Source organism: Cribrihabitans neustonicus, from assembly GCF_048820895.1.
Lineage (GTDB): Bacteria > Pseudomonadota > Alphaproteobacteria > Rhodobacterales > Rhodobacteraceae > Cribrihabitans_A > Cribrihabitans_A neustonicus.
Window position 1 is genome coordinate 189,648 of sequence record NZ_JBMERQ010000002.1, and the last position, 21,302, is coordinate 210,949.

A 21,302-nucleotide genomic window follows, 5' to 3' on the forward strand; every position below is an offset into this window, starting at 1 on the left:
TCCGGACCGGCCGGCGGGAAAATCGGTCTCCGCAGCAGAGGAGCGTTCCAAACGAGCATTTTCCGGAGCCGGTGCCCCGGCAATATTTGACTCAGCCGCTCTTGCACTGCGCGCTGCTGTGCCCGCCTGGACGGCTGCCCCCGCAGAATTGCTTCGGGGAGTATTCAGCGCCCTTGACCGGCCGGCGGGAAAATCGGCACCCGTGGCTCGGGTGCGATTCGGGTCGGTATTACGCCCTTGAGTCCCTCGAACTGCCGGCCTCTCTGCCTCGTTTGGAGCCTCGGCCGCGGTACCCTGCTGCACCTCCGCAGCCGCGGTGCCGGCCCGCACTAATGGCTCTGCGCCGCTCCCGCGCTCAACTTCAGCCGCGCGTGCCGCAGTGAAGCGGTTCCCGGGCTCTGCTTGACCCGGCCCCGTCTGAGCCGCAGGTATTTCGGCCCTTCCCGGTGCCGCGAATGCCGAGACTGGTTGTTCCCCGGCAGGAACAGTTTTGCTCGGGACCGGGGTGGACGGGTCAGTTGAAACGGCCCTCGCGTCAGCGCGCGGGATGCTCCCTCGCTCTCCAGAGACCCCGGCACTGCCTGCCTTTGTTTGTGCCGCCGACCTGCTGCCGGGACTTGCGTCCGTTTCCAGATGCGGAGTGCCCTTGGGGATTTGTGCTTCCTGAGCCGCGCTGGCTCTGTTCATGTTATTTTCGGCTGAATTTTCCGCAGGGCTGCTGCTTGAACCCGGAGCATTTGCCTTGCCGCCGGAATCTGCAGCACCGGCGCTGAACTCAGCGTCATGCCCCGCAGCGGCGTTTGACCTAATGGGGGAGAGAGAACCCGGAGTTCCGGTCTCCAGAGCCGCCCCCCCCGGGAACTGCCCTGCACCAAGCGTGTCGGCGCCCGGCACCGCCGCCCCGCGCCGTGCCTCCGGCGGAACGGCTCCCCCGTCATCTTCGTAGATATCCGCGGATCTGCTGGGGATCGCGGCCTTCTCCTTCGCCGCTTCCGCCGTTTTGTTTCCGCCGGCCGAATCCCAGGCACCTTCGCCATCGCGCCCCGCCTCAGCGGAGCCGGCCGCCTCGGCAGCGGCGGCTGCATCCGTATTTTCCTGGCGCGGGTCTTTCACCTTCACCTTATTGTCCGGCGCCGGGGCACTGGCCTTGCCTTCAGCCCGGGCGGCCTCTGACAAAGGTCCGGCATTGGCGTCTGCCCGAGGAGAACCACTGCCGCTCTCCCCCGTGGTTTCCCGCCCCGGGCCGGGCCTGCCTTGAACTTCAACAAACTCAGCGAAGGTTCGTGTGCTGCCCGGTGCCTTTGCGGCGGCGGATGAAGGGGCTTTCGACGCCGGGCTCAAGACCTGGGCAATGATCGGAGACGTGTGCATGATGATCCAGACATTCTATCTTGACCCGCTCAGTCTTACCCGAAAGCGGTTACGGCAATTTTAACCGGTGATGGCGCAATCTCAGAAAAATCGACGCACTTCGCAGTCAGAACCGGAGAACCCGCTATGCCTTACCTCACCCCCGTACCGCCGCCCGTAACTGCCCCGGCCGCTCCCCGGGCCGGTTTGGAGGGCCAAGACCCCCTGCGCGAGGCGGCTATAAAGCTAGAAGCCTCATTTCTCGCGGAAATGCTGAAATCCGCCGGACTGGGGGAAGCCCGGTCCGGTTTTGGCGGCGGCGCCGGCGAGGAGCAGTTTTCAAGCTTCCTGGTTCAGGCACAGGCCGAGCAGATGGCCCGGACCAGCGGTATCGGACTGGCCGAATCATTTTATCACGCACTGAAGGAGACTCAGAATGAGTGACCAGACACCCCAGCAGCTCATTGATGAGCTGGACGTCATCCTCGACCGCGAACGTTCCGCGCTGATGGACGGAAACCTGGGCCAGTTGGAGGAACTGCTGGCCAGAAAGGAGAATCTGATCACCCAGCTTAACGCCGCGCATGAGCTGGAGCCGGATTCTCTCAAACAGGTACAGAATAAGGTGTCGCGCAACCAGCAGCTGCTGGACAGTGCAATGGAGGGGATCCGCTCGGTGGCCTCCCGCATGGCCGAGCTGCGCCGCATCCGCAAAGGCCTGGACGTCTACGACCGGTCCGGCCGCAAGACCCGCTATGGCACCCGCGGCAGCACAAAACTGGAGAAGCGCGCCTGAGAGCTCAATTTAGGGAAAATTCTAAGAATGCGAATTCCAGCATTAGCTTTCCCTTAGCACCTCATGCGCCAAAGTCGCCTTGCACCTGATGAAGGGTGGCGCGGAAGCCGGACGGCGGAACGCACAGTCAGAAAGACGTCAACAAAGCGCCCCTCGGGGCAACGGAAATAGGGGCTAAAACGCCCGTAACTAAAGGAAAAAGCTATGACCAGCATTCTGACGAACAATGGCGCAATGGTTGCACTGCAGACCCTGCAGTCGATCAACAGCAACCTGACTGACACCCAGAACGAAATCTCCACCGGTAAGAAAGTGGCGAACGCGCAGGACAACTCTGCGGTCTGGGCCATCTCGAAGGTGATGGAATCGGACGTCAAAGGCTTCGAAGCGATCTCCAGCAGCCTGTCACTGGGTGACTCGACCGTCGCCGTTGCGCGCAACGCGGCAGAGAGCATTTCGGACGCGCTGATCGACATCAAAGAGAAGATCATCTCCGCGCAGGAAGAGAACGTCGACCGTGCGAAACTGCAGGAAGACATCACCGCCCTGCGGGACCAGATCAGCTCCATTTCCGGCGCTGCTCAGTTCAACGGCCTGAACCTGTTGTCGAATACCGACAGCACCGCAGGTTCCGGAACCATGTCGGTGCTCAGCTCGCTCGACCGTGCAGCAGACGGTACGGTCACCGCGAAGAACATCGATGTGAAAAAGCAGGACCTTGGCCAAGGTGCAACTGATTGGTCCACTGGGACCGCTGTTGCAGCCGGCGCTGGTACCACGATCAGTGGCCCTCTTGATGGCGCTGCTGTGACAGCCCTTAACGGTGCCGCCACGCCCAACACCACTACCTTGGTGATCGATTCCGTCACCGCGGGTACAGGCGTTCAAATCAACATCTCCGGTTCTTCCGCTGCCGCTACTGGTGTTGGGGCTGCATTTAACACCACCGGCACGGAGATCTCCTACGTAGGACGCGATGGCGACTCCCAAGCGGATGTGGCAAACGCCCTGGCAAAGGCCTTTAACGATCGGGTTGCTGATGCAATTGAGGCAGGGACCCTGGATGCGGACACTACAATTGCCGCTGCGGTAACCGTGGCCGCTGACGGTGTCGCAACCATCACCTTCACCGGTGACCAGGAGGCTGGCGACAACTTCTCGCTGCAAGCCCGTGAAACCACTGGTGTGACCATCGGCGGTGGTCTGGAAGATCTGGCTGACATCGATGTGTCAACTGCAGCAGGCGCAACCTCTGCACTGGAAAAAATCGAAGGCCTGATCCAAACCGCAACCGATGCAGCCGCAGCCTTTGGTTCCTCGGCTGGCCGTATCGAGACCCAGTCCAACTTCGTCTCCAAGCTGACCGACTCGCTGAAGTCCGGCATCGGCTCGATGGTTGACGCGGATATGGAAGCGGCCTCGGCCCGCCTGAAAGCGCTGCAAACTCAGCAGCAGCTGGGTGTCCAGGCTCTGTCGATCGCCAACTCGGCACCGCAGACCCTGCAGCAGCTGTTCCGCTAATACAGCCTGTCAGGGGCGCAGAATACGCGCCCCTGACACCCTCCTGACGTAATACCAATTTGGAGAATCCAACGTGAACGCCAGTTCCCTCGCGCGGCAAGCCTACGCCAAGAATGCTGCGCCGTTGCGCACCTCACGCGATACCGAATACAAAGCCTTCGCCCAAATCACTCACCGGCTTCTCGCAGCTGCGCGCAAGGGTAAACCGGGCTTCAACGATCTTGCTGCCGCCGTGCACGACAACCGCAAACTGTGGTCTGTTCTCGCAGCAGATGTCGCGGATACTGCCAACCAGCTTCCGGACGATCTCAGGGCAAACATTCTCTCACTGGCAGAGTTCTCTTTGACGCACAGCCATGCCGTTCTCCAAAGAAAGGCTTCAGCAGCCCCACTAATCGAAATTAACACGGCCATCATGCGTGGCCTCCGCAGCGGAGCATCCTGAAAATGAGCGGATTGGTTCTGAAACTCGCCCCCAAGGAGCGTGTCCTTGTCAACGGCGCGGTGATCGAAAACGGCGACCGCCGAAGCCGCCTGTCGATTGTCACCCCCGACGCCAACATTCTGCGGCTTCGGGACGCTATCCACCCGGAAGAAGCCAACACGCCGGTGCGCCGGGTCTGCTACGCAGCCCAGCTGGTGCTCTCCGGCGATGCCGACCCCGAAGAGGAGCGGCTGCCGATGCTGCGCCGGATCGAGGAGCTGAGCCAGGTGTTCACCGACCCTGACAGCCGCGCTGCGCTCGCGGAGGCCACCGAGGCGCTGATTGGCGGCAACCACTACCGCTGCCTGAAAGCGCTGCGGGCCCTGCTCCCGCGCGAAGAGCGCTTGATGGCAATCCGCCCGTCATGAGCTTCCAGCCGATCTTACCCTCCACTGGGATCGTCGGCTGGAACTTCCTGCAAGCGACCTACGAAAAGCAGCTTGATACCTTTTCTAAAGGCGCAGTCCTGCAGCGGGAGAGCGACTATTTCCTGGAGAATATTGGCGAGGTCACCTCCGCCGAGGAGCTAGTCAAGGATCACCGCCTGCTCAGCGTCGCCCTCGGTGCCTTCGGCCTGTCAGACCAGATCGGTATGAAAGCCCTGGTGCAAAAGGTACTGGAAGACGGCACCAGCGCCGACGACGCTCTTGCGCACCGCCTGGGGGACGACCGATGGGTCAGCTTCTCCGAAACCTTCGGCTTCGGCCCCGGCGAGACTGTGAAAACCGGTTCGGCAACGGATATGCTGAACGTGATTCACACTCACAAGGTTCAGTCCTTCGAGGAGGCCGTAGGGCAGCAGGATCATTATTTGCGCCTGGCAATGTACGCCGAGCGCGAAATTGGTGTTCTGGCGGAAGAAGGTTCCGCGGTGGATACCAAATGGTACAACGTCCTCGGCCAGCCCGCTTTGCAGGAAATGTTCCAGATAACACTTGGCCTGCCAAAATCGATGGGCCAGATCGATATCGATCAACAGGTGGAGATTATGAAGGAACGCTCGCAAAGCATATTTGGGAGCGACGACATCAGCGTCTTCACCGACCCGGAAAAGATGGAAAAGCTGATCAACACGTTCCTGGCCCGCTCCGAAATCGCTGCCATGGAATCGTCGCAATCCGGCTTCTCGAACGCGCTGACCCTGCTTATGGGTTAAATTATGCGGCAGCATGAGGGCTTCCGGATCAGCCGGGGCTCTCATACTGCAATGAACCTCGCGGGGTAAGCGAAGGCACCGCTCAGCGGCCCGCCCCGGCCCGGCGCAGAAGCAGCAAAAGGCGGTTGAAACTGCTTTGTATGCCAGCAGGATCGTGGCGGCCGAAGAAGCTATCCAGCTCGGGCCAGATTTTCACCGCTTGGTCCAAGGTGGCGTCATTGCCTTCCGCGTAGAGGCCCGCGCGGATCATCACCTCGGACTGCTCATACGCGCCCAGGTACTTACGCACATCTTGAATTGCCGCATTCTCCTCCGGACTCGCTGCGGCCGGCAGGCTGCGCGAAACGGAACGCGCGACATCAATCGCCGGAAAACGCCCGCGTTCGGCAATTTCCCGGTTCAGCACAATGTGCCCGTCCAGAACCCCGCGCAGAATGTCGGCCACCGGCTCGTCCATGTCCGAGCCCGCTACCAGGACGCTGAACACCGCGGTGATATCGCCTTGTTCGCCGCTGCCGGGGCCCGCGCGCTCGCAGAGGCCGGTGATCAGCGGCGTCACCGACGGCGGGTAGCCGCGCAGCGCGGGCGACTCGCCGGAGGCCGCGGAGATTTCCCGGTGCGCCTCTGCGAAGCGGGTGACGGAGTCTGCCAGGTACAGCACGTTCTTGCCCTGGTCGCGGAAATGCTCCGCCACGCTCATCGCTGCCCAGGCGCAGCGCCGCCGCACCAGGGCGGACTGGTCCGAGGTCGCTGCCACGACAACCGCGCGGCGCATGCCTTCGGGGCCGAGCACCTGCTCGACGAAGTGATTCACTTCGCGGCCGCGCTCTCCAATCAGCGCCATAACCACCACATCGGCTTCCATGTTCTGCGCCAGCTGGGCAAGCAGAGAAGATTTCCCTACGCCGGAGCCTGCAAACAAGCCGACGCGCTGGCCTCGCACGATGGGGAGAATCGTGTTCAGAACCGCAAGCCCAGTGGGCAGCCGCTCGCCCATCGCCCGCCGTCCGGCGGCCTTGGGCGGCGGGGCCATCACGTCGCGGGAGGCCGCGCCGGGCAGGAGCGGGCGTCCATCAAGCGGCGCACCGAACGGGTCAACCAGCCGGCCGACCCAGTGATCGCCCGGGGCAAATTCCGGCGACGGATAGAGGAGCACCGGGTCTCCAACCGCCGCCCCTTCAGGCGATCTGTCGGGCAGCATGCTGATTGTACTGGCCCCGATAGTTAAGACCTCGCCGTGGAGCTCATTCCTGGGGCCACGCCGCAAGACCAGCCGGTCGCCTATACGGGCGGTATCCGCCAATCCTTCCACCTCGATCTCGCCACCGGAAATTCTGCTCACCCGCCCCATCGGCACTGCGAGTTTCTTGGCCGCCAGTTGCTGGGTCAGCGCCTCAAGCTCTGCTTTCATCGCAGCCGCCTCCATTTCTTCCTGAAACAATTTCTAAAGGAATCGGGGTTAAGTCTTGATTGAAATTGATCACGGGAGAAACCCTGGTGTTCACAGAACTGAACGTTTTCAAGATCGCCTATTCCATGGCCGCCCATGCCGGGACGCGCCAGGCATTGGTCGCTCAGAATATCGCCAATGCCGATACCCCCGGGTATCAGGCCAAGGATATCAAACCGTTTGCAGAGGTTTTTGCCGCCGGCGCGCATGGCGGCGGCATGACAGCCACCCGCGCCAGCCATCTGCATGGCAGCACCGGCAGCGGGCTTGATTGGGCCGTGACCAGCAGCAAGTCCGGCAGCGACCCCAACGACAACTCCGTCTCGGTCGAAACGGAGCTGCTGAAAGGCGTTGAAGTAGAGCGCCAGCACAAGCGCGCCATGGCAATCTACAAGTCGTCGCTGAACATCCTGCGTACCAGTCTGGGCCGCGGTTAGGGGGATTGAGCGATGAGTGAATTCTCCAAAGCCCTTTCTGTCACCGCCAGCGGGCTGAAGGCCCAGGCCACCCGCTTGCGCCACGTGTCCGAGAACATTTCCAACGCCGACACTCCCGGCTACCGCCGCAAGACGGTGCCGTTTGAGGCAGTCCGCGACCTCAAGACAGAGGCCGAGCAGGTCCGCACCGGCCGGGTCAACCTGGACCGCAGCGACCTGCCAAAGATCTACGACCCCTCGCATCCGCTGGCCGATTCGTCGGGCCACTACGAAGGCTCGAACGTGGACCTGATGATAGAAATCGCCGACGCGCGCGAAGCACAGCGCAGCTACGAGGCCAACCTGAAGATGTTTGAACAGACCCGGCAGATGTCGGCCGGGCTGATGGACCTTTTGAGACGCTAACCAATAACCCTGGAGATCCAGAATGGATATTCGCAGCCTTTCCGCCGCCAGCGGCTATGCCGCCGCCCGTCCGGCCACTAAAGTTGACCCCAGCCACGACGGCGCCGCCGCCCAGGCGAAGGCGAGCTTCGAGCAATTTGCCGCCACACTGCAGCGCAGCGAGCAGGTCTCGGTGCAGGCGATGACCTCGAATGCCGACCCTCATGCGCTGGTGCAGGCCTTGGCCCAGACCGAACTGGCGGTGGAGACGGCAGTGACGGTTCGCAACAAGGTCGTCGAGGCCTATCAGGAAATCCTGAGAATGCCGGTCTGAGCCATGATGAATGAAGGCCAGTTCTACGACACCCTGCGCCAGGCGCTCTGGGCCGCGGTCACCATGTCGACGCCGATCCTGATCGTCGCGCTGGTGGTGGGCCTGGCCATCGGCCTGTTCCAGGCCCTGACCTCGGTGCAGGAGATGACGCTTACCTTCGTGCCCAAGCTCGCGGCAATCCTGGTCGTGTTCTGGATCACCATGGGCTTCATGACGCAAACGCTGGTGGCCTTCTTCGACGGCCACGTGATCCCGATGATCGCAGGAGGTGCCTGATGGAAGCCACCGGTTACGCAACCCTGTCGCGCCAGTCCGGCCTGATGCGGGAGATGCGCGTCGTCGCCAACAACATCGCCAACTCCGCCACCACCGGTTACCGGCAGGAAGGGCTGATCTTCTCGGAATACGTGCAGAGAACTCCGGGCCAAGGTTCGCTGTCGATGGCGCGCGCAAATATCTACAACACCTCGATGGAACAAGGCGCGATGACCCAGACGGGCGGCACCTTCGACTTTGCCATCGAGGGTGACGGCTTCTTTATGGTTGAAACGCCGCAGGGCGAGCGCCTGACGCGCTCCGGCGCCTTTTCACCTAACGCCGAGGGCGATCTGGTCACGATGGATGGCTACCGGGTGCTCGATGCAGGCCGCGCGCCGGTCTTCGTGCCGCCCGATGCCGGGAAGATCGAGGTGGGCTCCGACGGCAGCCTCAGTGCGGGCGGCCGCCTCCTCGGCCAGCTTGGCCTGTTTAAGCCGGTGGAGCAGCACCAGATGGTGCGCGAGGACGGGGTTATGTTCCGGGTCGAGGGCGAGATCGAGGAAAGCTTCGACTCCAAGGTCCTGCAGGGGTTCCTGGAGGGCTCCAACGTGAATGCGATTTCCGAAGTGACCCGCATGATCGAGGTGCAGCGCGCCTATGAAATGGGCCAGAGCTTCCTGGACACCGAAGACCAGCGCATTCGCAATGCCATCAAAAACCTTATGAAGTCGTAGGAGAATCCCGATGCGTGCTTTGAAGATCGCCGCCACCGGCATGAGCGCCCAGCAGCTCCGGGTGGAGACCATTTCCAACAACCTCGCCAACATGAACACCACCGGCTACAACGCCCGGCGCGCCGAATTTGCCGACCTCCACTATCAGCAGGTCTCCCGCGCAGGCACTGTCAACGCCTCCGACGGCACGGTGCTGCCAACCGGCGTGCAGGTCGGGCTCGGTGTGCGCCCCGCGGCGGTATCGATCCACCTGGCCCAGGGCTCGCTGCGGCAGACCAACGGCGACCTCGACCTTGCCATCGACGGCAAAGGTTACCTGGAGGTCACCCTGCCATCGGGCGAATCGGGCTACACCCGGGACGGGGCGCTGAAACGCTCTGCGGAAGGGCTGATCGTCACCTCAGACGGCTTTGCCGTCTCTCCGGAGATCACTATTCCGGAAGATGCCGCCAACATCTCGATCAACGCCGAAGGCGAAGTCTACGGATATTTCGAGGGCACCGCCGAAGGCCAGCTGCTGGGGCAGCTGACGCTCGCGGGCTTCACCAACCCCAAGGGTCTGGAGGCGATCGGAAGCAACCTGTTCAAGGAAACCGAAGCCTCCGGCGCCGCTACCGTGTCCACCGCGGGCGAGGACGGACTCGGCACCCTGCGCCAGGGCTACCTGGAGGACAGTTCAGTCGATGCCGTGCGCGAGGTGACCGAGCTGATCGAGGCCCAGCGCGGCTATGAGATGAATGCCAAAGTGATCTCCGCCGTCGACCAGATGATGGGCGCGACGACGCAGGTGCGCTGATGAGACTGACGCTCGCCCTCCTGACCGCCGCCGCGCTTGCCGCCCCGCCCGCCTTTGCCGACTATCTGGTGCCGCTGCGCACCATCCGGGCAAAGGACATCGTGACTGCCGAGGATCTGGCGGTCAAGAAAGGCGAGATTCTCGGCGCGCTCGCCGATCCGGCCGCGGTTGTGGGCAAGGAGGCGCGGGTATCGCTCTATGCCGGCCGGCCGCTGCGGGCGGGCGACATCGGCCCCCCTGCCATTATCGAGCGCAACGACCTGGTCACCCTGGTGTTCCGCCAGGGCGGGCTCACCATCGCCGCCGAGGGCCGCTCGCTGGGCCGCGGCGCCGCGGGCGAAGCCGTCCGGGTGATGAACCTGGCATCGCGCACAACCGTATCCGGCCGCATCCAGACGGACGGCTCCGTTGAGGTAAACCAATGAAACCGAACCATCTTTCCGCGAAAACCCTGCTCGTTGGCCTGTCGCTTCTCACCGCCTGCGGCCGCATGGACCACATCGGCAAGCCGCCCAGCTTCACGCCCGCGAACGAAACCCCTGAGCATGTCGCGATGCTCTATCAGGGTCTGCCCACGCAGAGCCAGACCCGGCGCCGTGTCGATGGCGCCTCGCTGTGGAGCGGCTCGCAGCAGTCGCTTCTGGGCGACCGCCGGGCGATGAAGCAGGGCGACATTCTCACCGTGGTGATCGAGATCGACGAGGAAGCCGAGATCTCCAACGACACCAAACGCTCGCGCTCGGGCTCCGAAAGCCTCTCGGTGCCGCAGCTCCTGGGCCTGCCGCAGCGGCTGGACCGGAAGCTGCCCGATGGCGCCTCCTCCGCCGAAGCAGTGGAACTCGGCAGTTCCAGCTCCGCCGGCGGCAAGGGCTCAGTCAAGCGCAGCGAGAAACTGGAGCTGCGGGTCGCGGCCACCGTGGTAGACGTGCTGCCCAACGGGGTGCTGGCGATCAGCGGGACCCAGGAGCTGCGGGTGAACTTCGAGCTGCGCGAGCTTCTGGTCACCGGCTATGTCCGGCCCCAGGACATCAGCCGCCAAAATGAAATCACCTACGACAAGATCGCATCGGCGCGCGTCTCCTACGGCGGCCGCGGCCAGATCACCGATATGCAGCAGCCACGCTACGGCCAGCAGCTGCTCGATGCCGTCTTGCCGTTCTGAGGTCTGCCATGCTGTCGAAACTTCTGCCCGTTATCCTGCTGATTGCCGGCACCGGTGGCGGCATCGGCGCCGGTATCATGCTGGCGCCGGAGCCCGAAGCGGCGCCGCCCGCCGAACACGCCGAAGGCGGTGCCGATGCGGAGCACGCGCCGGAGCCCGCTGCCCAGGAGGATCACGCCGCTGACAGCGAGATGCTGGAGCGGGAATACATCAAGATCCCCAACCAGTTCGTTGTCCCGGTGGTAGAGCGTGACGCGCTGTCCTCGCTGGTGGTGATCTCGCTCAGCTTGGAGGCCAAGAAGGGCACCTCCGAGAAGATCCATTCCTATGAGCCCAAGCTGCGCGACGTTTTCCTGCGGGTGCTGTTCGACCATGCCAACATGGGCGGCTTCCGCGGCGCCTTCACCCGCTCGGATGTTCTGAACCCGCTGCGCAACGCCCTTAGGGAAGCGGCGCAGCAGGAGATGGGCAAGGACATCTACGACGTGCTGATCATGGAGATGTCGCGGCAGGACGTCTGAGCACGGCAGCCCTGCTCTGCAAAAGAGAGTGGCCGGCCCCGCGCGGGACCGGCCATTTTCATTTGTCAGGAGATGCGGAGTTCAGCCCTCCAGCAGCCGCTCCATCAGCGCCTTTGCCTTGGCGGCTTTGAGTCTGGCGCGCTCGGCCTTGGCCATGCTCTCCACCGCGTGCTTGCGGCCGAAGGACTTGCGCAGCTTGTCCATCGCCCGCAGTTTCTGCGCCGTGGCCTGGGCCAGTTCGACGTTGAGCTGGCGCCGGGTCCGGGTGTGCCAGCCCTCCCACAGGAGATCCGCGCCTAGCGCCTTCATCGCGTGATCCCCATCCGCCTGCGCGCGGGCTTCCTGCACCTGGGCGTTCAGCTTGGCAACCTGACCGCGCAGCTTGGCCTCCTGCGCCAGCACCGGTTTCACCTTGGCGTGCTCCTGCAGGTATTGCGCCGCGGTGACAGCGGCCATCTGGTCCAGCATCTTCTGCTTCATGTGATCTTCCCTTTGGCGCGCTGGCGCATGTCCTCGGCAAAGCGGATAGCAGCCGCCACCGGCGCATAATGTTCTTCCATGACTTCGTCGCCGATCTCCACTGTTGCGTGCAGGGCTCTCGCGGTTGGCGGATCGCTGTGGATCGGCACGCCATTCTCATTTGCCACCCGGCGGATCGCTGCGGCGGTCTCGTCCACGCCCTTGGCAACGCAGGTGGGCGCCGAGCCGGGCTCGCGGCTCCATTGCAGCGCCACCGCGTAGTGGGTCGGGTTCACGATCACCACATCGGCCTTGGGCACGTCGGCGAGCATCTGGCCCATCGCGATCTGCTGGCCGCGCTGGCGCCGCTGGCCCTTGAAGTGCGGATCGCCTTCGGAGTCCTTTACTTCATCCTGAATTTCCTTGCGCGACATCATGTTCTTGCGCCGGTGTTCAGCGTGCTGGAAGGCCGCGTCGACGATGCCGATCGCCAGCGCGATCAGAAGAGCGATAACCAGGAACTCCATCGCCAGCTCCGCCAGCATCAGCACCACCGATTGCGGCCCGGTTCCGGAGGAGGCGATCATCTCGGGCATCCTGTGCGAGAGGTAAACGCCAAGACACACCGAATAGAGCACCAGCTTCACGAAGCTTTTCAGGAACTCGAAGAGGCCGGAGCGGCCGAACTTGTTCTTGGCGTTTGAGATGATCGAGATGCGGGATATCTTCGGCTCCAGCTTGCTGGGCGCAAAGACCAGCGCGCGCTGGCCGACGATCGACAGCAGCACCAGGACGAAGGGCACCATGAACCAGGGCAGCACCGGCCAGATCGCGCTGCCGACAAAACTGCCGGATACCGCCGCCGCAGAACCCTCGAAAAACAGAGGCGCCAGCCGGTCCGGCTGGCTGATGAAGGCCATAAGCGCGGTGCCTATTGCCTCCACCGAGGCGCCGCCTGCGCCATAGAGCGCGATCACCAGCCCGATATAGGAAGCTGCGACCGAAAGATCGCCGGACTTGGCCACCTCGCCCTTTTCGCGCGCCTTCCTGAGCTTCTGTTCCGTCGGCTCGAATGACTTTTCGGAGTCATCTTCCTGTCCGCTCATGGCATTCCGCCTCCCGGATCCGCAAAGAAGGACATCAGGGCGCGCACCCAAACATCCAGGATCACCGGGCTTGCCACCATCAGAATGAACAGCCCGCCAAAGGTGATCACCGGCGCGCCGACAAAGGCAACCATCAGCTGCGGCATGGCGCGGTTGATGACGCCCAGAGCAAGGTTGTAGACCACCGCGGTGATCACAAAGGGCGCGGCAAGGGTGAAGGCGAGTGCAAAGCTGCGCGAGACCCGGTGCACCCCCCATTCCGAAAGGCCGGCCGCCCCGGGGAACTCACCCGCGGGGAACATCTGGTAAGAGCCAATCAGCAGTTCGGCCGCGCGCACGTGAAGCCCCATCATCACTGCCAGCGTCACGCCGGAAATCATCAGCACCGCCCCGATGGCAGGCATCGGCTCGGCGCCAATACCGCCCAGCACCTGAGACAGCGAAGTGCTTTGCGCCGCCATCGTGCCCGCTGTCTGCAGGCCCAGGACGAAGAGGCGCACGCCAATGCCCAGCGCCAGTCCGATTACCGCCTCGGTCGCGGCAAAGCGGGCGTAATCCATCAGCCCGTCCGGCTCGGGAAACGGCGGCAGCGCCGGGGCAACCACGAAGGTGAAGGCAATTGCGACCGCCAGTTTCACCCGGACCGGCACGTAGGTCTCGCCCACTGCAGGCAGCACCGAAACCATTGCCGAAACCCGCAGGAACACGATGGCCGCATGCCAGAATCCGGCCCCCAGGAGCGCAAGCAGCTCGGGCGGCAGGAAATCCAGGCTCATGCCTGCACCATTCCCACAAGCGCCGGGCGCGCTTCCAAGCCGATTTCCTCGAAGGAAAGCACCGGGTTGGTGATGCCGCGCGATTTCAGGATGGTCTTCAGGTAGCGCCGCCGCCGGGTCGAGGTGACCACCGCGGCAAAAACACCCTGTTCGGTCACCATCGAGAGCTTGTCGCTCAGCCCCTCGGCCAGCCGGTTGAACAGGTCAGGCGGCAACGCCACATCCAGACCGGCGCCCTGCGTATCCACCTGATAGGTGGAGAACTTGTCTTCCCATTCTGGCGCCAGCTGGACCAGCGGAATGGTTCCATCCTCGCGCTTCATCTCAGCCACCAGCTGGAAGCCGAGCCGCTGGCGCACGTGCTCGCAGATCAGCTCCGGCTGGGTAGTATGAATGCGCGCTTCGGCAATGGCTTCGAGGATCAGCGGCATGTTGCGGATCGAAACCCGCTCCTCCAGCAGGAGCCGCAGCACCGAATGCAGCGTGTCTATCGGCACCTTGTCAGGCACCAGCGCATCCAAGAGCTTGCGGTTGGCCTCGGAACGGAAGCTGTCCGACAGCTGGGTCATCTCGTCGAGCAGGCGGCGCAGCGACTTGAGCGTGAGCAGGCGGCCGAAGTTCTGCTTGATCACCTCCAGAAGATGCGTAGCGAGAATCTCGGGCGGGGTCACCACGGTGGCGCCGGCCAGCGCCGCCTGCTCCTGCGACTTCGATGAGACCCAGCGCGCGGGGGCGCCATAGACCGGCTCGGTCACATCGGTGCCGGGCGGCAGCGCGCCGCGGTTGTCGGGCATCAGCGCCAGCACCATGTCCGGGTGCAGGATGCCGCGCGCCTGTTCGACACCCTGCACCTTGATGACATAGGTGCCCTTTTCCAGCTCGAACTGGTCGGTCAGCCGGATCTCCGGCAGGATCAGCCCGAAGGAGGTGGCGATATGCGAGCGCATATTGGCGATCCGCGCGTCCAGGCCGGTGCCGGCATCCAGCACCATGCTCACCAGGTCCGGCGCGAATTCCAAATGCAGGTCGTCGAGGTCCAGGATGTCGCCCAGCGGTTTCTTGGCGGCCGGGTCGGAAGCTTCCTCGATCTTCTCCTCGATCTCAGCCTCTTCCCTTTCCCTGTTATTCTTGTGCATCCGGAAGGCGGTGTAGCCCAAGATGGCGCCGCCGGTGATGAAGGGCAGGAACGGCAGGCCGGGCACCAGCGCAAACAGCACCATCAGCACCGCCACGGTAGCCAGCGCCGCCGGATGCTTTCCGAACTGCTCGAACAGCGCGATGTCGGTGGAGCCGGTGGCCCCGCCGCGCGCCAGCAAAAGCGCCGCCGCGATCGAAATGATGACCGACGGGATCTGCGACACCAGGCCGTCGCCGACGGTCAGGATGGCGTAAGTCTCAAACGCCGAGCCGACCGGCATACCGTGCACCAGCACGCCCATCACCAGGCCCATCACCAGGTTCAGGAGGGTGATCAGCAGGCCCGCGACCGCATCGCCCTTAACGAATTTCGAAGCACCGTCGAGTGAGCCGAAGAAGGTGGTCTCGCGCTGGTCGTTCTCGCGGCGGGCCTTGGCGGTGGCGTGATCGATGGCCCCCGCTGACATATCGGCGTCAATCGCCAGCTGCTTGCCCGGCATACCATCCAGAGCAAAGCGCGCCCCCACTTCGGCCATCCGCGCGGCACCCTTGGTGATCACCATGAAGTTCACGATCAGAAGCACGCCAAAGACCACGAGGCCCAGGAACACACTGCCGCCCATCACGAACTGGGCAAAACCCTCGATCACATTTCCGGCCGCACTGGTCCCGGTGTGGCCCTGGCCGATGATCAGCTTGGTCGAAGAGACGTTCAGCGACAGCCGCAGCATCAGCGAGGCCAGCAGAACCGTCGGGAAAGATGAGAAATCCAGCGGCCGCTCGATGAACAGCGTGATGGTGAAGATCAGGATGGCAAGCCCGAAGGAGGCCGCCAGCCCGACATCAAGCACCCAGGCGGGCATCGGCAGAATCATCATGACGATGATCGCCATCAGCGCAAGCGCGAGCAGGACGGTCGGGCTGAACAACTGCTGGGGAGTTAACTTAGGCACTGCTTAGAACTCACGATTTCTGAAAATTGGGGGCGCGCAGGACAGAGCCCCGGCGCGCCAGATGCCGCGGGGCCGCGGTGCCGAAGCGTGCGGGCGCGCCGCAAGGGTATTGCTGAGGCGGTGGCAAGGGTGGCGGGCCAGGTTGCGCTCCGGCCGGGCCGCGAGCGTAGAGGCGCGCGATTCGCCCGGACCGCGGTCATACCGCAGCAGGCTGCGCCTTGCAGGCTGATGGTCGCAATAGTCTCTGGCATTCTGCCGTTCCAAGTCAGGATTCACCCGGCCTTCAAGCTACTGCGCGCCGGTTGACAAAGTGTTAGCAGCGCACGGCAAAGGCCGCCCGTTTCCAGGCGGCCTTTGGGGGCAGCATCTTGCAGGTTATTGAGTTTCGGTCTCTGGCTTGAGGCTCTTGCCGACCTTGTTGAGCAGATCCTCAATGCTGCCGCGGGTGCCCTCGCTGCTTTCGACCAGAGCGCGGGCATGGGCCAGCGGCGTGAGGCCCTCGGGGTCTTCCGCGGTCTCACCGATCCGGCTCGTCACACTGGCGACTTGGCCGAAGGGCAGTTCCGCCGCCGGCTCGATCGTGCCGATGGCGTCGAGATCCTGCGAGTGCCAGAAGCCTCGGGCGGCCGCATCCGGCTGTTGCTCAGCCAAAAGGTACTCTCCGGCGCGGCCGTATTCGCCGTTGCGCCACAGCGCCTCCGCCCGCAGCCGGTTGGCCTCGGATCCGTCCAGCCCCATCAGCTCGACAAGCGCCCGGTGCGGCTTGCCCAGCGCCAGCGCAGCTTCGGCCATCATCAGGCGGCGCGTTTCGTTGCCGGGCTCCAGCGCCAGCTTGTTAAGCAGCATCTGCGCCTGTTCGGCAAAGCCAAGGTCCAGCAACCGCCGCGCAACGACAGGCGCCACCGGCGCCGCCTCCGCGGCGCTAGCCTGGGCCGAGAACACCAGCGCGTATTGCAGGAAACGGACATCATCTGCGCGCTCGGCAAGAAGCGTCATCAGGGGCTCCAGCGCTTGGGCCCGGGCTGCAGGCCCGTCCCGGCGCGAGAGCTTCTCAACTTCCTGGAACGCGTCGTCAAACTGACCGGTCAGCGCCAGCGCGGCGATCTGCGCCTGGCGCAGCTCGCCGCCAAGAGGCGTTTCGCGGTTCTCCAGCTCATACGAAGCCACCAGATCCGGCACATCCGGCGTCAGCGCCTTGCGTTCCTTGTAGCTCAGTTCCACCAGCTCGATAAGCGCTGCCGGCGCGTTTCCGGTACGTTCGGCAACCTCACTGGTAAGCTCCTCAGCGAGCCTTTCGGTGTCCCCTTCCAGCTCGGCCAGCGCAGCTTCGGCCAAGTTGATTTCCGGAACATCCTCGACACCAGTACGGCCAACCGAGCGCAGGACCGCTTCGGCCATATGGTGCTCGCCCGCCTGAGCAAACATGGTGCTGAGGCGGGGGCCGAGATGCACACGGAGATGTGTCGGCAGCTGGGCAAATGATTGCTGGATTGCATCGGTATTGGCGCTCTTGCGAAGCGCCCCGTCGGCCAGCGCGCCCCAGAGGGCGCTGTTACCATCGCAGGTTTGCTGACCGGCGAACGGATGCCCCTCGGGCAGGGGCACGCCATCGAGGAGCAGCGACAGCGGTTCGAGGATCGCAAGCGCCTGCGGATCGCGCCGTGCCTCGGGCAGGAGTTCCATCAGGGAGCGGGCCTCGGCGCCGAAGCCGAAATACAGGTAAATGCGCGCCAGCGCCATCACGCCGGCCGGATTCACATCGTCGAACTCCCGCACCAGAGCACTGCGCAAAGGCCCCACCTGCTGTGAAAACGGCTGGTCGCTGCCCCAGTTCTGCACCGCAACTGCCGACGCTGGCAGGCAGTGTTCCGCCTGTGCGCTGGCATCGACGGGGTCGGGCATCAGGCCGGTCTCGCGATCGATCGCGGAGGTGACCGCAATATGCCCAAGGGGATCCAGCGGCCGGTTTGCCCGGCCCATCGGGTCAAGCCCGTCGGGGCTTACCGCGTTGGCGATGGCATCGCCGGTAATGGTGAGCAAGCCCTGGTTGGCTGCACGGCCAAGCTGCTGCAGCAGTCGCTGCTCGGACGCCCTGACGGCTGCGGCGCGCTCGCTTTCCTCAAGATCCATAAGCAAACCGGCAGTGGGAACCGCAACGGATGCCCCGGCGGCTTCGGCCGGCTTGGGAGAAATGGCGGCGGCGGCTGGGCTCAGCGGCAGGACCGCACCGAGCTGTGCTTGCTGCGCGCCGGAAGCCGGCTGAGCCGGGGGCGGAGCGGCGGCCGGTGCTGGCGCGACTGGTGCGGGTGCAGCTGCGGCGCGGCCCGGAGACCGGGAAGACAGGGCCCGGCCCAGCGCCTGGCGCGCATCGGCGATGGCGGAATTGGGCAGGTTGAACCGGTAGCCGGACGCTGCAGGCGTTGCGGAAATCAACGGCAGGATGCCGCCGCCTGCAGTCCGCGGCTCAGGCTCTGCGGGTTCGCGCTCCGGCCCGTTCTTGCCGTCGCGGATGTCGATCACCAGGTAGCCGTCGCGCTGCACGAAGGACCGCAGATCGCATTCGCAGCCAAGCTGCATCCTGAGCGGCTGGCCCGGAGCCGCCTGCTCCAGCGCCTGCAGGCGGGTGCGGGGGATCAGGTTGAAGACCCGGGAGGTATCGAACACCGCCGCCGGCGCATCCAAGTTCAGCGTAGCGGTACGGCCGCTTTGGGTCAGCGACCAGTCGGCGCCGTCGGGAAGCCGCATCACCAGTCGCGAGAAGCTTCCATGCTCGCCCGATCGGGCGACGATGGTCTGCGCCTGGACAGGTCCGGCCACCGCAAGGGCGGCCGCGATGGCAAGGGCTCGCCAGGTCATGCTGCGTCCTGTTTCACCGATTTGAGAGCCTCTTCGAGTTCGGAGAAGCCGGGGCGGAAGTGCGAGGGCGTATTCTGGCGGCCGACCTCAATGCAGATGGCCGCAGCGTGGTTGTGCAGGTTGGCAACCAGAACCTCTCGGATCAGCTGGTAGAAATGCGCGTCCTCCTCGACCACGGCCTTCACCTTGCCTGCAAAAGGCGCCACCAGGCCGTACGACAGGAACACGCCAAGGAAGGTGCCCACCAGGGCGCCGCCGATCAGCTTGCCCAGAACCTCGGGCGGCTGGTCGATCGAGCCCATGGTCTTGATCACCCCGAGAACCGCGGCAACGATGCCCAGCGCGGGCAGGCCGTCCGCCATGGTCTGCAAGGCGTGGCTGGAATGCAGCGCATGATGCAGGTTGGCTTCCATGCGCTTTTCCAGCACCTCTTCGACCTGGTGCGGATCGTCGTAGTTCATCGAGGCCGAGCGCATGGTGTCGCAGATCAGGTTAACCGCTTCCTTGTCCCCCAGGATCTTGGGGTACTTGTTGAAAACGGAGGAGTTTTCCGGGTCTTCGATATGCTGCTCGACCTCGACAGGATTGGCGCGCGCGATGCGGATCAGCGCAAACAGCAGGCACAGGAGATCGCGGTAGTCGTCGGGCTTCCACTTCGGGCCCTTGAAGACCTTGCCGATGTCCTTGACCGTATGCTTGACCCCGCCCATGTCATTGGCGATGAGAAACGCCCCGACAGCGGCGCCGCCAATCATCATCATCTCGAACGGCAGCGACTTGAGAATGATCGCCATCTTGCCGCCGGCCAGAAGGTATCCGCCGAACACCATGGCGAAGATCACCACAATGCCTACAATCCCGATCATAGGTCCACTCCGAATTCCATTACATTTTATAAGCTTAGGTGAGTCTTCCTAAGGAAAGGCTAAGCCCGGGACCCGCCGCTACTCCTTGGGCACCCTGCCATTGCGCCCCGCCAGCACCACACTGATGGTATACGCGGCTTCGGGGCTGAGCCCTGCCATGATTCCGGCCGCCGCTTCCGGCTGCATCCGGGCCAGGAAGCCGGCCGCGAATCCTGGATCCATCTCCTCGAAGAGAGCGGCGGCTTCCTTCGGCTTCATCTGCTCGTATACGGAGGTAAGACGGGTCACGTCGGCCTCGGTCGCGCCGTCGGCGAGCGCCAGTGTGGTGCGCAGCTTTTCTTCCGCCTCGCGGAGCGCAGTGAGTTTCTTGTCGATCGCCTGGTCGGCGATTTCGAGCGCCTTCATGCGGTCCTCGAACTCGGCCTCGCGGGCGGCCAGGGCAGCTTCGCGCTTCTGGAAAGCAGCGAGCATGGTCTGCAGTTCCGCCGAGGAGGGCAGCGCCTCGGCCTTCAGCGCGCCGCTATCGGGCTTTTCCACGGTTTCCTTGCCCGGCTCGCCCAGGCTTGCGACCTCCCGCGCGATGGCCGGACCGGCCTCCATGCCGAGCCGCACCACCGCGGATCCCATCAGCAGAAGCGCAATGGTCATCAGGGTGCCGCTGCGGCGGTAATTCCGGGTTTTCTTGGCCTTCTTCCCCATCACGCCACCTTGCTGCCGCTGCGGCTGTGGCGTTTGAACATCAGCCCCTGGCGCTTGCCTTCACCCCCGTCCTCCTTGGCGGGCTGGCCGTCAGCCTCATACGCGGCGGCAAGCGCGTCGTCCTCGCCCCGCCTGGCCTTGGGCTCCGGTTTGACGGCGGCTTCCCCGGCACCGGGAATGTCATGCATCGAGGCCATCATCAGTTCCAGCCGCTGCGCCACCGATTCGGCGCGGCCGGTGAGCTGCTCCAGCGCCTTGCTGGAGCCGTCCGACATCTGCCGCGCGGCATTGAGCGATTTGTTCAGGTCGTCGACCTGCGCCGACAGCACCGCCACCGCGCCGCCAACGCCCTTTTCCAAGTCATTGAAACGCTTCAGGCGCCGCGACAGCACCAGGCAATAGAATCCGGCACCCAGCGCGCCGGCGGCCAGCAGGATATCAGCAATAATCTCCATCCCGTCCTCCTAGTTCAAAACGAAATCCATGATCAGCAGATCGCGCACCCGGCCCTGGCCGGTGGCAATGTTGATCCGCCGCAGCATCTGTGCCCGCAGTTTGGGCAGCGCCATCGGATCGGTCAGATCTTCAAGCTCCAATGCTCTAAGGTAGCTGTTCAGGACATCGACGACCCGAGGAAGGATTTTTTCGACTTCGGCCTGATGGGCGATGCCGACCTCAAGTTGCGCGCGGAACCTCAGGTGGTTGACCCCGCCGCCCTTGCGCAGCGAAATCATGATCGGTTCCATTTCGATGAAGGCGATATTGGCGATGTCCGCCGAAGTCTCGCCACTGTCCACGCCTTCTGGCGCCGCTTTGGCCGCGGGTGCCTGTTCTGGGGCCGCTTTCTGACCAAAGGGAAGAAGGCCTGACTGAACGGCGAAGAAACCGCCGCCCGCACCCGCAATTGCCAGCACCACCCCGATGATGAGGGGCAGTTTGCTTTTCTTTGCGGGCGCGTCTTCTGCTTCGATATCTGCTGCAGCGTCTGTCATGGCTATCCCTAAAACGTCGTGCAGCTTCTACATAACCCGCGAGGAACTAACCGAATGTTAAGGCCAATCCTGCAA

At 63.8% G+C, this 21,302-nt stretch carries 25 protein-coding genes; 15 read left to right on the forward strand and 10 right to left on the reverse strand.

The window, feature by feature from the left end; translation table 11 throughout:
• Positions 1-1,497 precede the first annotated feature (1,497 nt).
• The 6 genes from ACOHWE_RS06020 (at position 1,498) to ACOHWE_RS06045 (ending at position 5,307) form a co-directional block, all read left to right on the forward strand.
• Positions 1,498-1,794 (forward strand): rod-binding protein, encoded by a 297-nt coding sequence (locus tag ACOHWE_RS06020; protein WP_420664949.1) that lies wholly within the window; start codon positions 1,498-1,500, stop codon positions 1,792-1,794.
• Positions 1,787-2,146, forward strand: a complete 360-nt coding sequence (locus ACOHWE_RS06025) for a flagellar biosynthesis protein FlgN (RefSeq protein ID WP_420664951.1) — start codon at positions 1,787-1,789, stop codon at positions 2,144-2,146. Before ACOHWE_RS06020 ends, ACOHWE_RS06025 begins: the two co-directional genes overlap by 8 nt.
• Positions 2,147-2,350: 204 nt before the next feature.
• On the forward strand, positions 2,351-3,667 hold the full coding sequence (locus ACOHWE_RS06030) for a flagellin N-terminal helical domain-containing protein (protein ID WP_420664952.1): 1,317 nt from the start codon (positions 2,351-2,353) through the stop codon (positions 3,665-3,667).
• Positions 3,668-3,740: 73 nt separating this feature from the next.
• Positions 3,741-4,112: a flagellar biosynthesis regulator FlaF gene (flaF, locus tag ACOHWE_RS06035; protein ID WP_420664954.1), complete on the forward strand. Its 372-nt coding sequence runs from the start codon at positions 3,741-3,743 to the stop codon at positions 4,110-4,112.
• Between the two features lie 2 nt (positions 4,113-4,114).
• Entirely contained in the window at positions 4,115-4,519 is a 405-nt protein-coding gene (gene flbT, locus ACOHWE_RS06040) for a flagellar biosynthesis repressor FlbT (protein WP_420664955.1), read from the forward strand.
• Positions 4,516-5,307 (forward strand): DUF1217 domain-containing protein, encoded by a 792-nt coding sequence (locus ACOHWE_RS06045; RefSeq protein ID WP_420664956.1) that lies wholly within the window; start codon positions 4,516-4,518, stop codon positions 5,305-5,307. Before flbT ends, ACOHWE_RS06045 begins: the two co-directional genes overlap by 4 nt.
• Positions 5,308-5,389: 82 nt before the next feature.
• Here ACOHWE_RS06045 and ACOHWE_RS06050 read toward each other — a convergent pair whose 3' ends face one another.
• The gene (locus ACOHWE_RS06050; protein WP_420664958.1) at positions 5,390-6,718 is read right to left on the reverse strand and encodes a FliI/YscN family ATPase; all 1,329 of its coding nucleotides are present in this window, start codon (positions 6,716-6,718) and stop codon (positions 5,390-5,392) included.
• Positions 6,719-6,804: 86 nt separating this feature from the next.
• Between ACOHWE_RS06050 and ACOHWE_RS06055 the strand changes: the two genes are divergently transcribed.
• From ACOHWE_RS06055 to ACOHWE_RS06095, 9 genes are read left to right on the forward strand one after another with little or no spacing between them, the layout of a single operon-like run.
• Positions 6,805-7,194, forward strand: a complete 390-nt coding sequence (locus ACOHWE_RS06055; RefSeq protein ID WP_420664959.1) for a FlgB family protein — start codon at positions 6,805-6,807, stop codon at positions 7,192-7,194.
• A 12-nt stretch (positions 7,195-7,206) separates the two neighbouring features.
• Positions 7,207-7,599 (forward strand): flagellar basal body rod protein FlgC, encoded by a 393-nt coding sequence (flgC, locus tag ACOHWE_RS06060; RefSeq protein WP_420664961.1) that lies wholly within the window; start codon positions 7,207-7,209, stop codon positions 7,597-7,599.
• Positions 7,600-7,621: 22 nt separating this feature from the next.
• Positions 7,622-7,912 carry a flagellar hook-basal body complex protein FliE gene (gene fliE, locus ACOHWE_RS06065; RefSeq protein ID WP_420664963.1) on the forward strand — a complete coding sequence of 97 codons (291 nt, stop codon included), beginning with the start codon at positions 7,622-7,624 and terminating at the stop codon, positions 7,910-7,912.
• Between the two features lie 3 nt (positions 7,913-7,915).
• On the forward strand, positions 7,916-8,188 hold the full coding sequence (fliQ, locus tag ACOHWE_RS06070; protein WP_420664964.1) for a flagellar biosynthesis protein FliQ: 273 nt from the start codon (positions 7,916-7,918) through the stop codon (positions 8,186-8,188).
• A complete protein-coding gene (locus tag ACOHWE_RS06075) occupies positions 8,188-8,904 on the forward strand; it encodes a flagellar hook-basal body complex protein (RefSeq protein WP_420664966.1) in 717 nt (238 codons plus the stop codon). The genes fliQ and ACOHWE_RS06075 overlap by 1 nt, the downstream gene beginning before the upstream one ends.
• Positions 8,905-8,914: 10 nt before the next feature.
• Positions 8,915-9,700: a flagellar basal-body rod protein FlgG gene (flgG, locus tag ACOHWE_RS06080; RefSeq protein ID WP_420664967.1), complete on the forward strand. Its 786-nt coding sequence runs from the start codon at positions 8,915-8,917 to the stop codon at positions 9,698-9,700.
• A complete protein-coding gene (gene flgA, locus ACOHWE_RS06085) occupies positions 9,700-10,125 on the forward strand; it encodes a flagellar basal body P-ring formation chaperone FlgA (protein ID WP_420664969.1) in 426 nt (141 codons plus the stop codon). Before flgG ends, flgA begins: the two co-directional genes overlap by 1 nt.
• On the forward strand, positions 10,122-10,862 hold the full coding sequence (gene flgH, locus ACOHWE_RS06090; RefSeq protein WP_420664970.1) for a flagellar basal body L-ring protein FlgH: 741 nt from the start codon (positions 10,122-10,124) through the stop codon (positions 10,860-10,862). The genes flgA and flgH overlap by 4 nt, the downstream gene beginning before the upstream one ends.
• An 8-nt stretch (positions 10,863-10,870) precedes the next feature.
• Positions 10,871-11,383: a flagellar basal body-associated FliL family protein gene (locus tag ACOHWE_RS06095; RefSeq protein ID WP_420664972.1), complete on the forward strand. Its 513-nt coding sequence runs from the start codon at positions 10,871-10,873 to the stop codon at positions 11,381-11,383.
• Positions 11,384-11,464: 81 nt separating this feature from the next.
• Here ACOHWE_RS06095 and ACOHWE_RS06100 read toward each other — a convergent pair whose 3' ends face one another.
• From ACOHWE_RS06100 to ACOHWE_RS06140, 9 genes are all read right to left on the reverse strand, one after another.
• A complete protein-coding gene (locus ACOHWE_RS06100) occupies positions 11,465-11,863 on the reverse strand; it encodes a hypothetical protein (protein ID WP_420664974.1) in 399 nt (132 codons plus the stop codon).
• Complete coding sequence (flhB, locus tag ACOHWE_RS06105; protein WP_420664976.1) at positions 11,860-12,948, reverse strand: flagellar type III secretion system protein FlhB; 1,089 nt, start codon at positions 12,946-12,948, stop codon at positions 11,860-11,862. Before flhB ends, ACOHWE_RS06100 begins: the two co-directional genes overlap by 4 nt.
• On the reverse strand, positions 12,945-13,724 hold the full coding sequence (locus ACOHWE_RS06110; RefSeq protein ID WP_420664977.1) for a flagellar biosynthetic protein FliR: 780 nt from the start codon (positions 13,722-13,724) through the stop codon (positions 12,945-12,947). The genes flhB and ACOHWE_RS06110 overlap by 4 nt, the downstream gene beginning before the upstream one ends.
• On the reverse strand, positions 13,721-15,754 hold the full coding sequence (gene flhA, locus ACOHWE_RS06115) for a flagellar biosynthesis protein FlhA (RefSeq protein WP_420665902.1): 2,034 nt from the start codon (positions 15,752-15,754) through the stop codon (positions 13,721-13,723). The genes ACOHWE_RS06110 and flhA overlap by 4 nt, the downstream gene beginning before the upstream one ends.
• A gap of 435 nt (positions 15,755-16,189) precedes the next feature.
• Positions 16,190-18,670, reverse strand: coding sequence for a hypothetical protein (locus ACOHWE_RS06120; protein WP_420664979.1), 2,481 nt, complete (start codon positions 18,668-18,670; stop codon positions 16,190-16,192).
• On the reverse strand, positions 18,667-19,536 hold the full coding sequence (gene motA, locus ACOHWE_RS06125; RefSeq protein WP_420664980.1) for a flagellar motor stator protein MotA: 870 nt from the start codon (positions 19,534-19,536) through the stop codon (positions 18,667-18,669). The genes ACOHWE_RS06120 and motA overlap by 4 nt, the downstream gene beginning before the upstream one ends.
• A gap of 78 nt (positions 19,537-19,614) precedes the next feature.
• A complete protein-coding gene (locus ACOHWE_RS06130; RefSeq protein ID WP_420665903.1) occupies positions 19,615-20,235 on the reverse strand; it encodes a MotE family protein in 621 nt (206 codons plus the stop codon).
• Positions 20,235-20,690, reverse strand: coding sequence for a hypothetical protein (locus ACOHWE_RS06135; RefSeq protein WP_420664981.1), 456 nt, complete (start codon positions 20,688-20,690; stop codon positions 20,235-20,237). The genes ACOHWE_RS06130 and ACOHWE_RS06135 overlap by 1 nt, the downstream gene beginning before the upstream one ends.
• Positions 20,691-20,699: 9 nt before the next feature.
• The gene (locus ACOHWE_RS06140) at positions 20,700-21,227 is read right to left on the reverse strand and encodes a flagellar basal body-associated FliL family protein (RefSeq protein ID WP_420664983.1); all 528 of its coding nucleotides are present in this window, start codon (positions 21,225-21,227) and stop codon (positions 20,700-20,702) included.
• Positions 21,228-21,302: the final 75 nt, after the last annotated feature.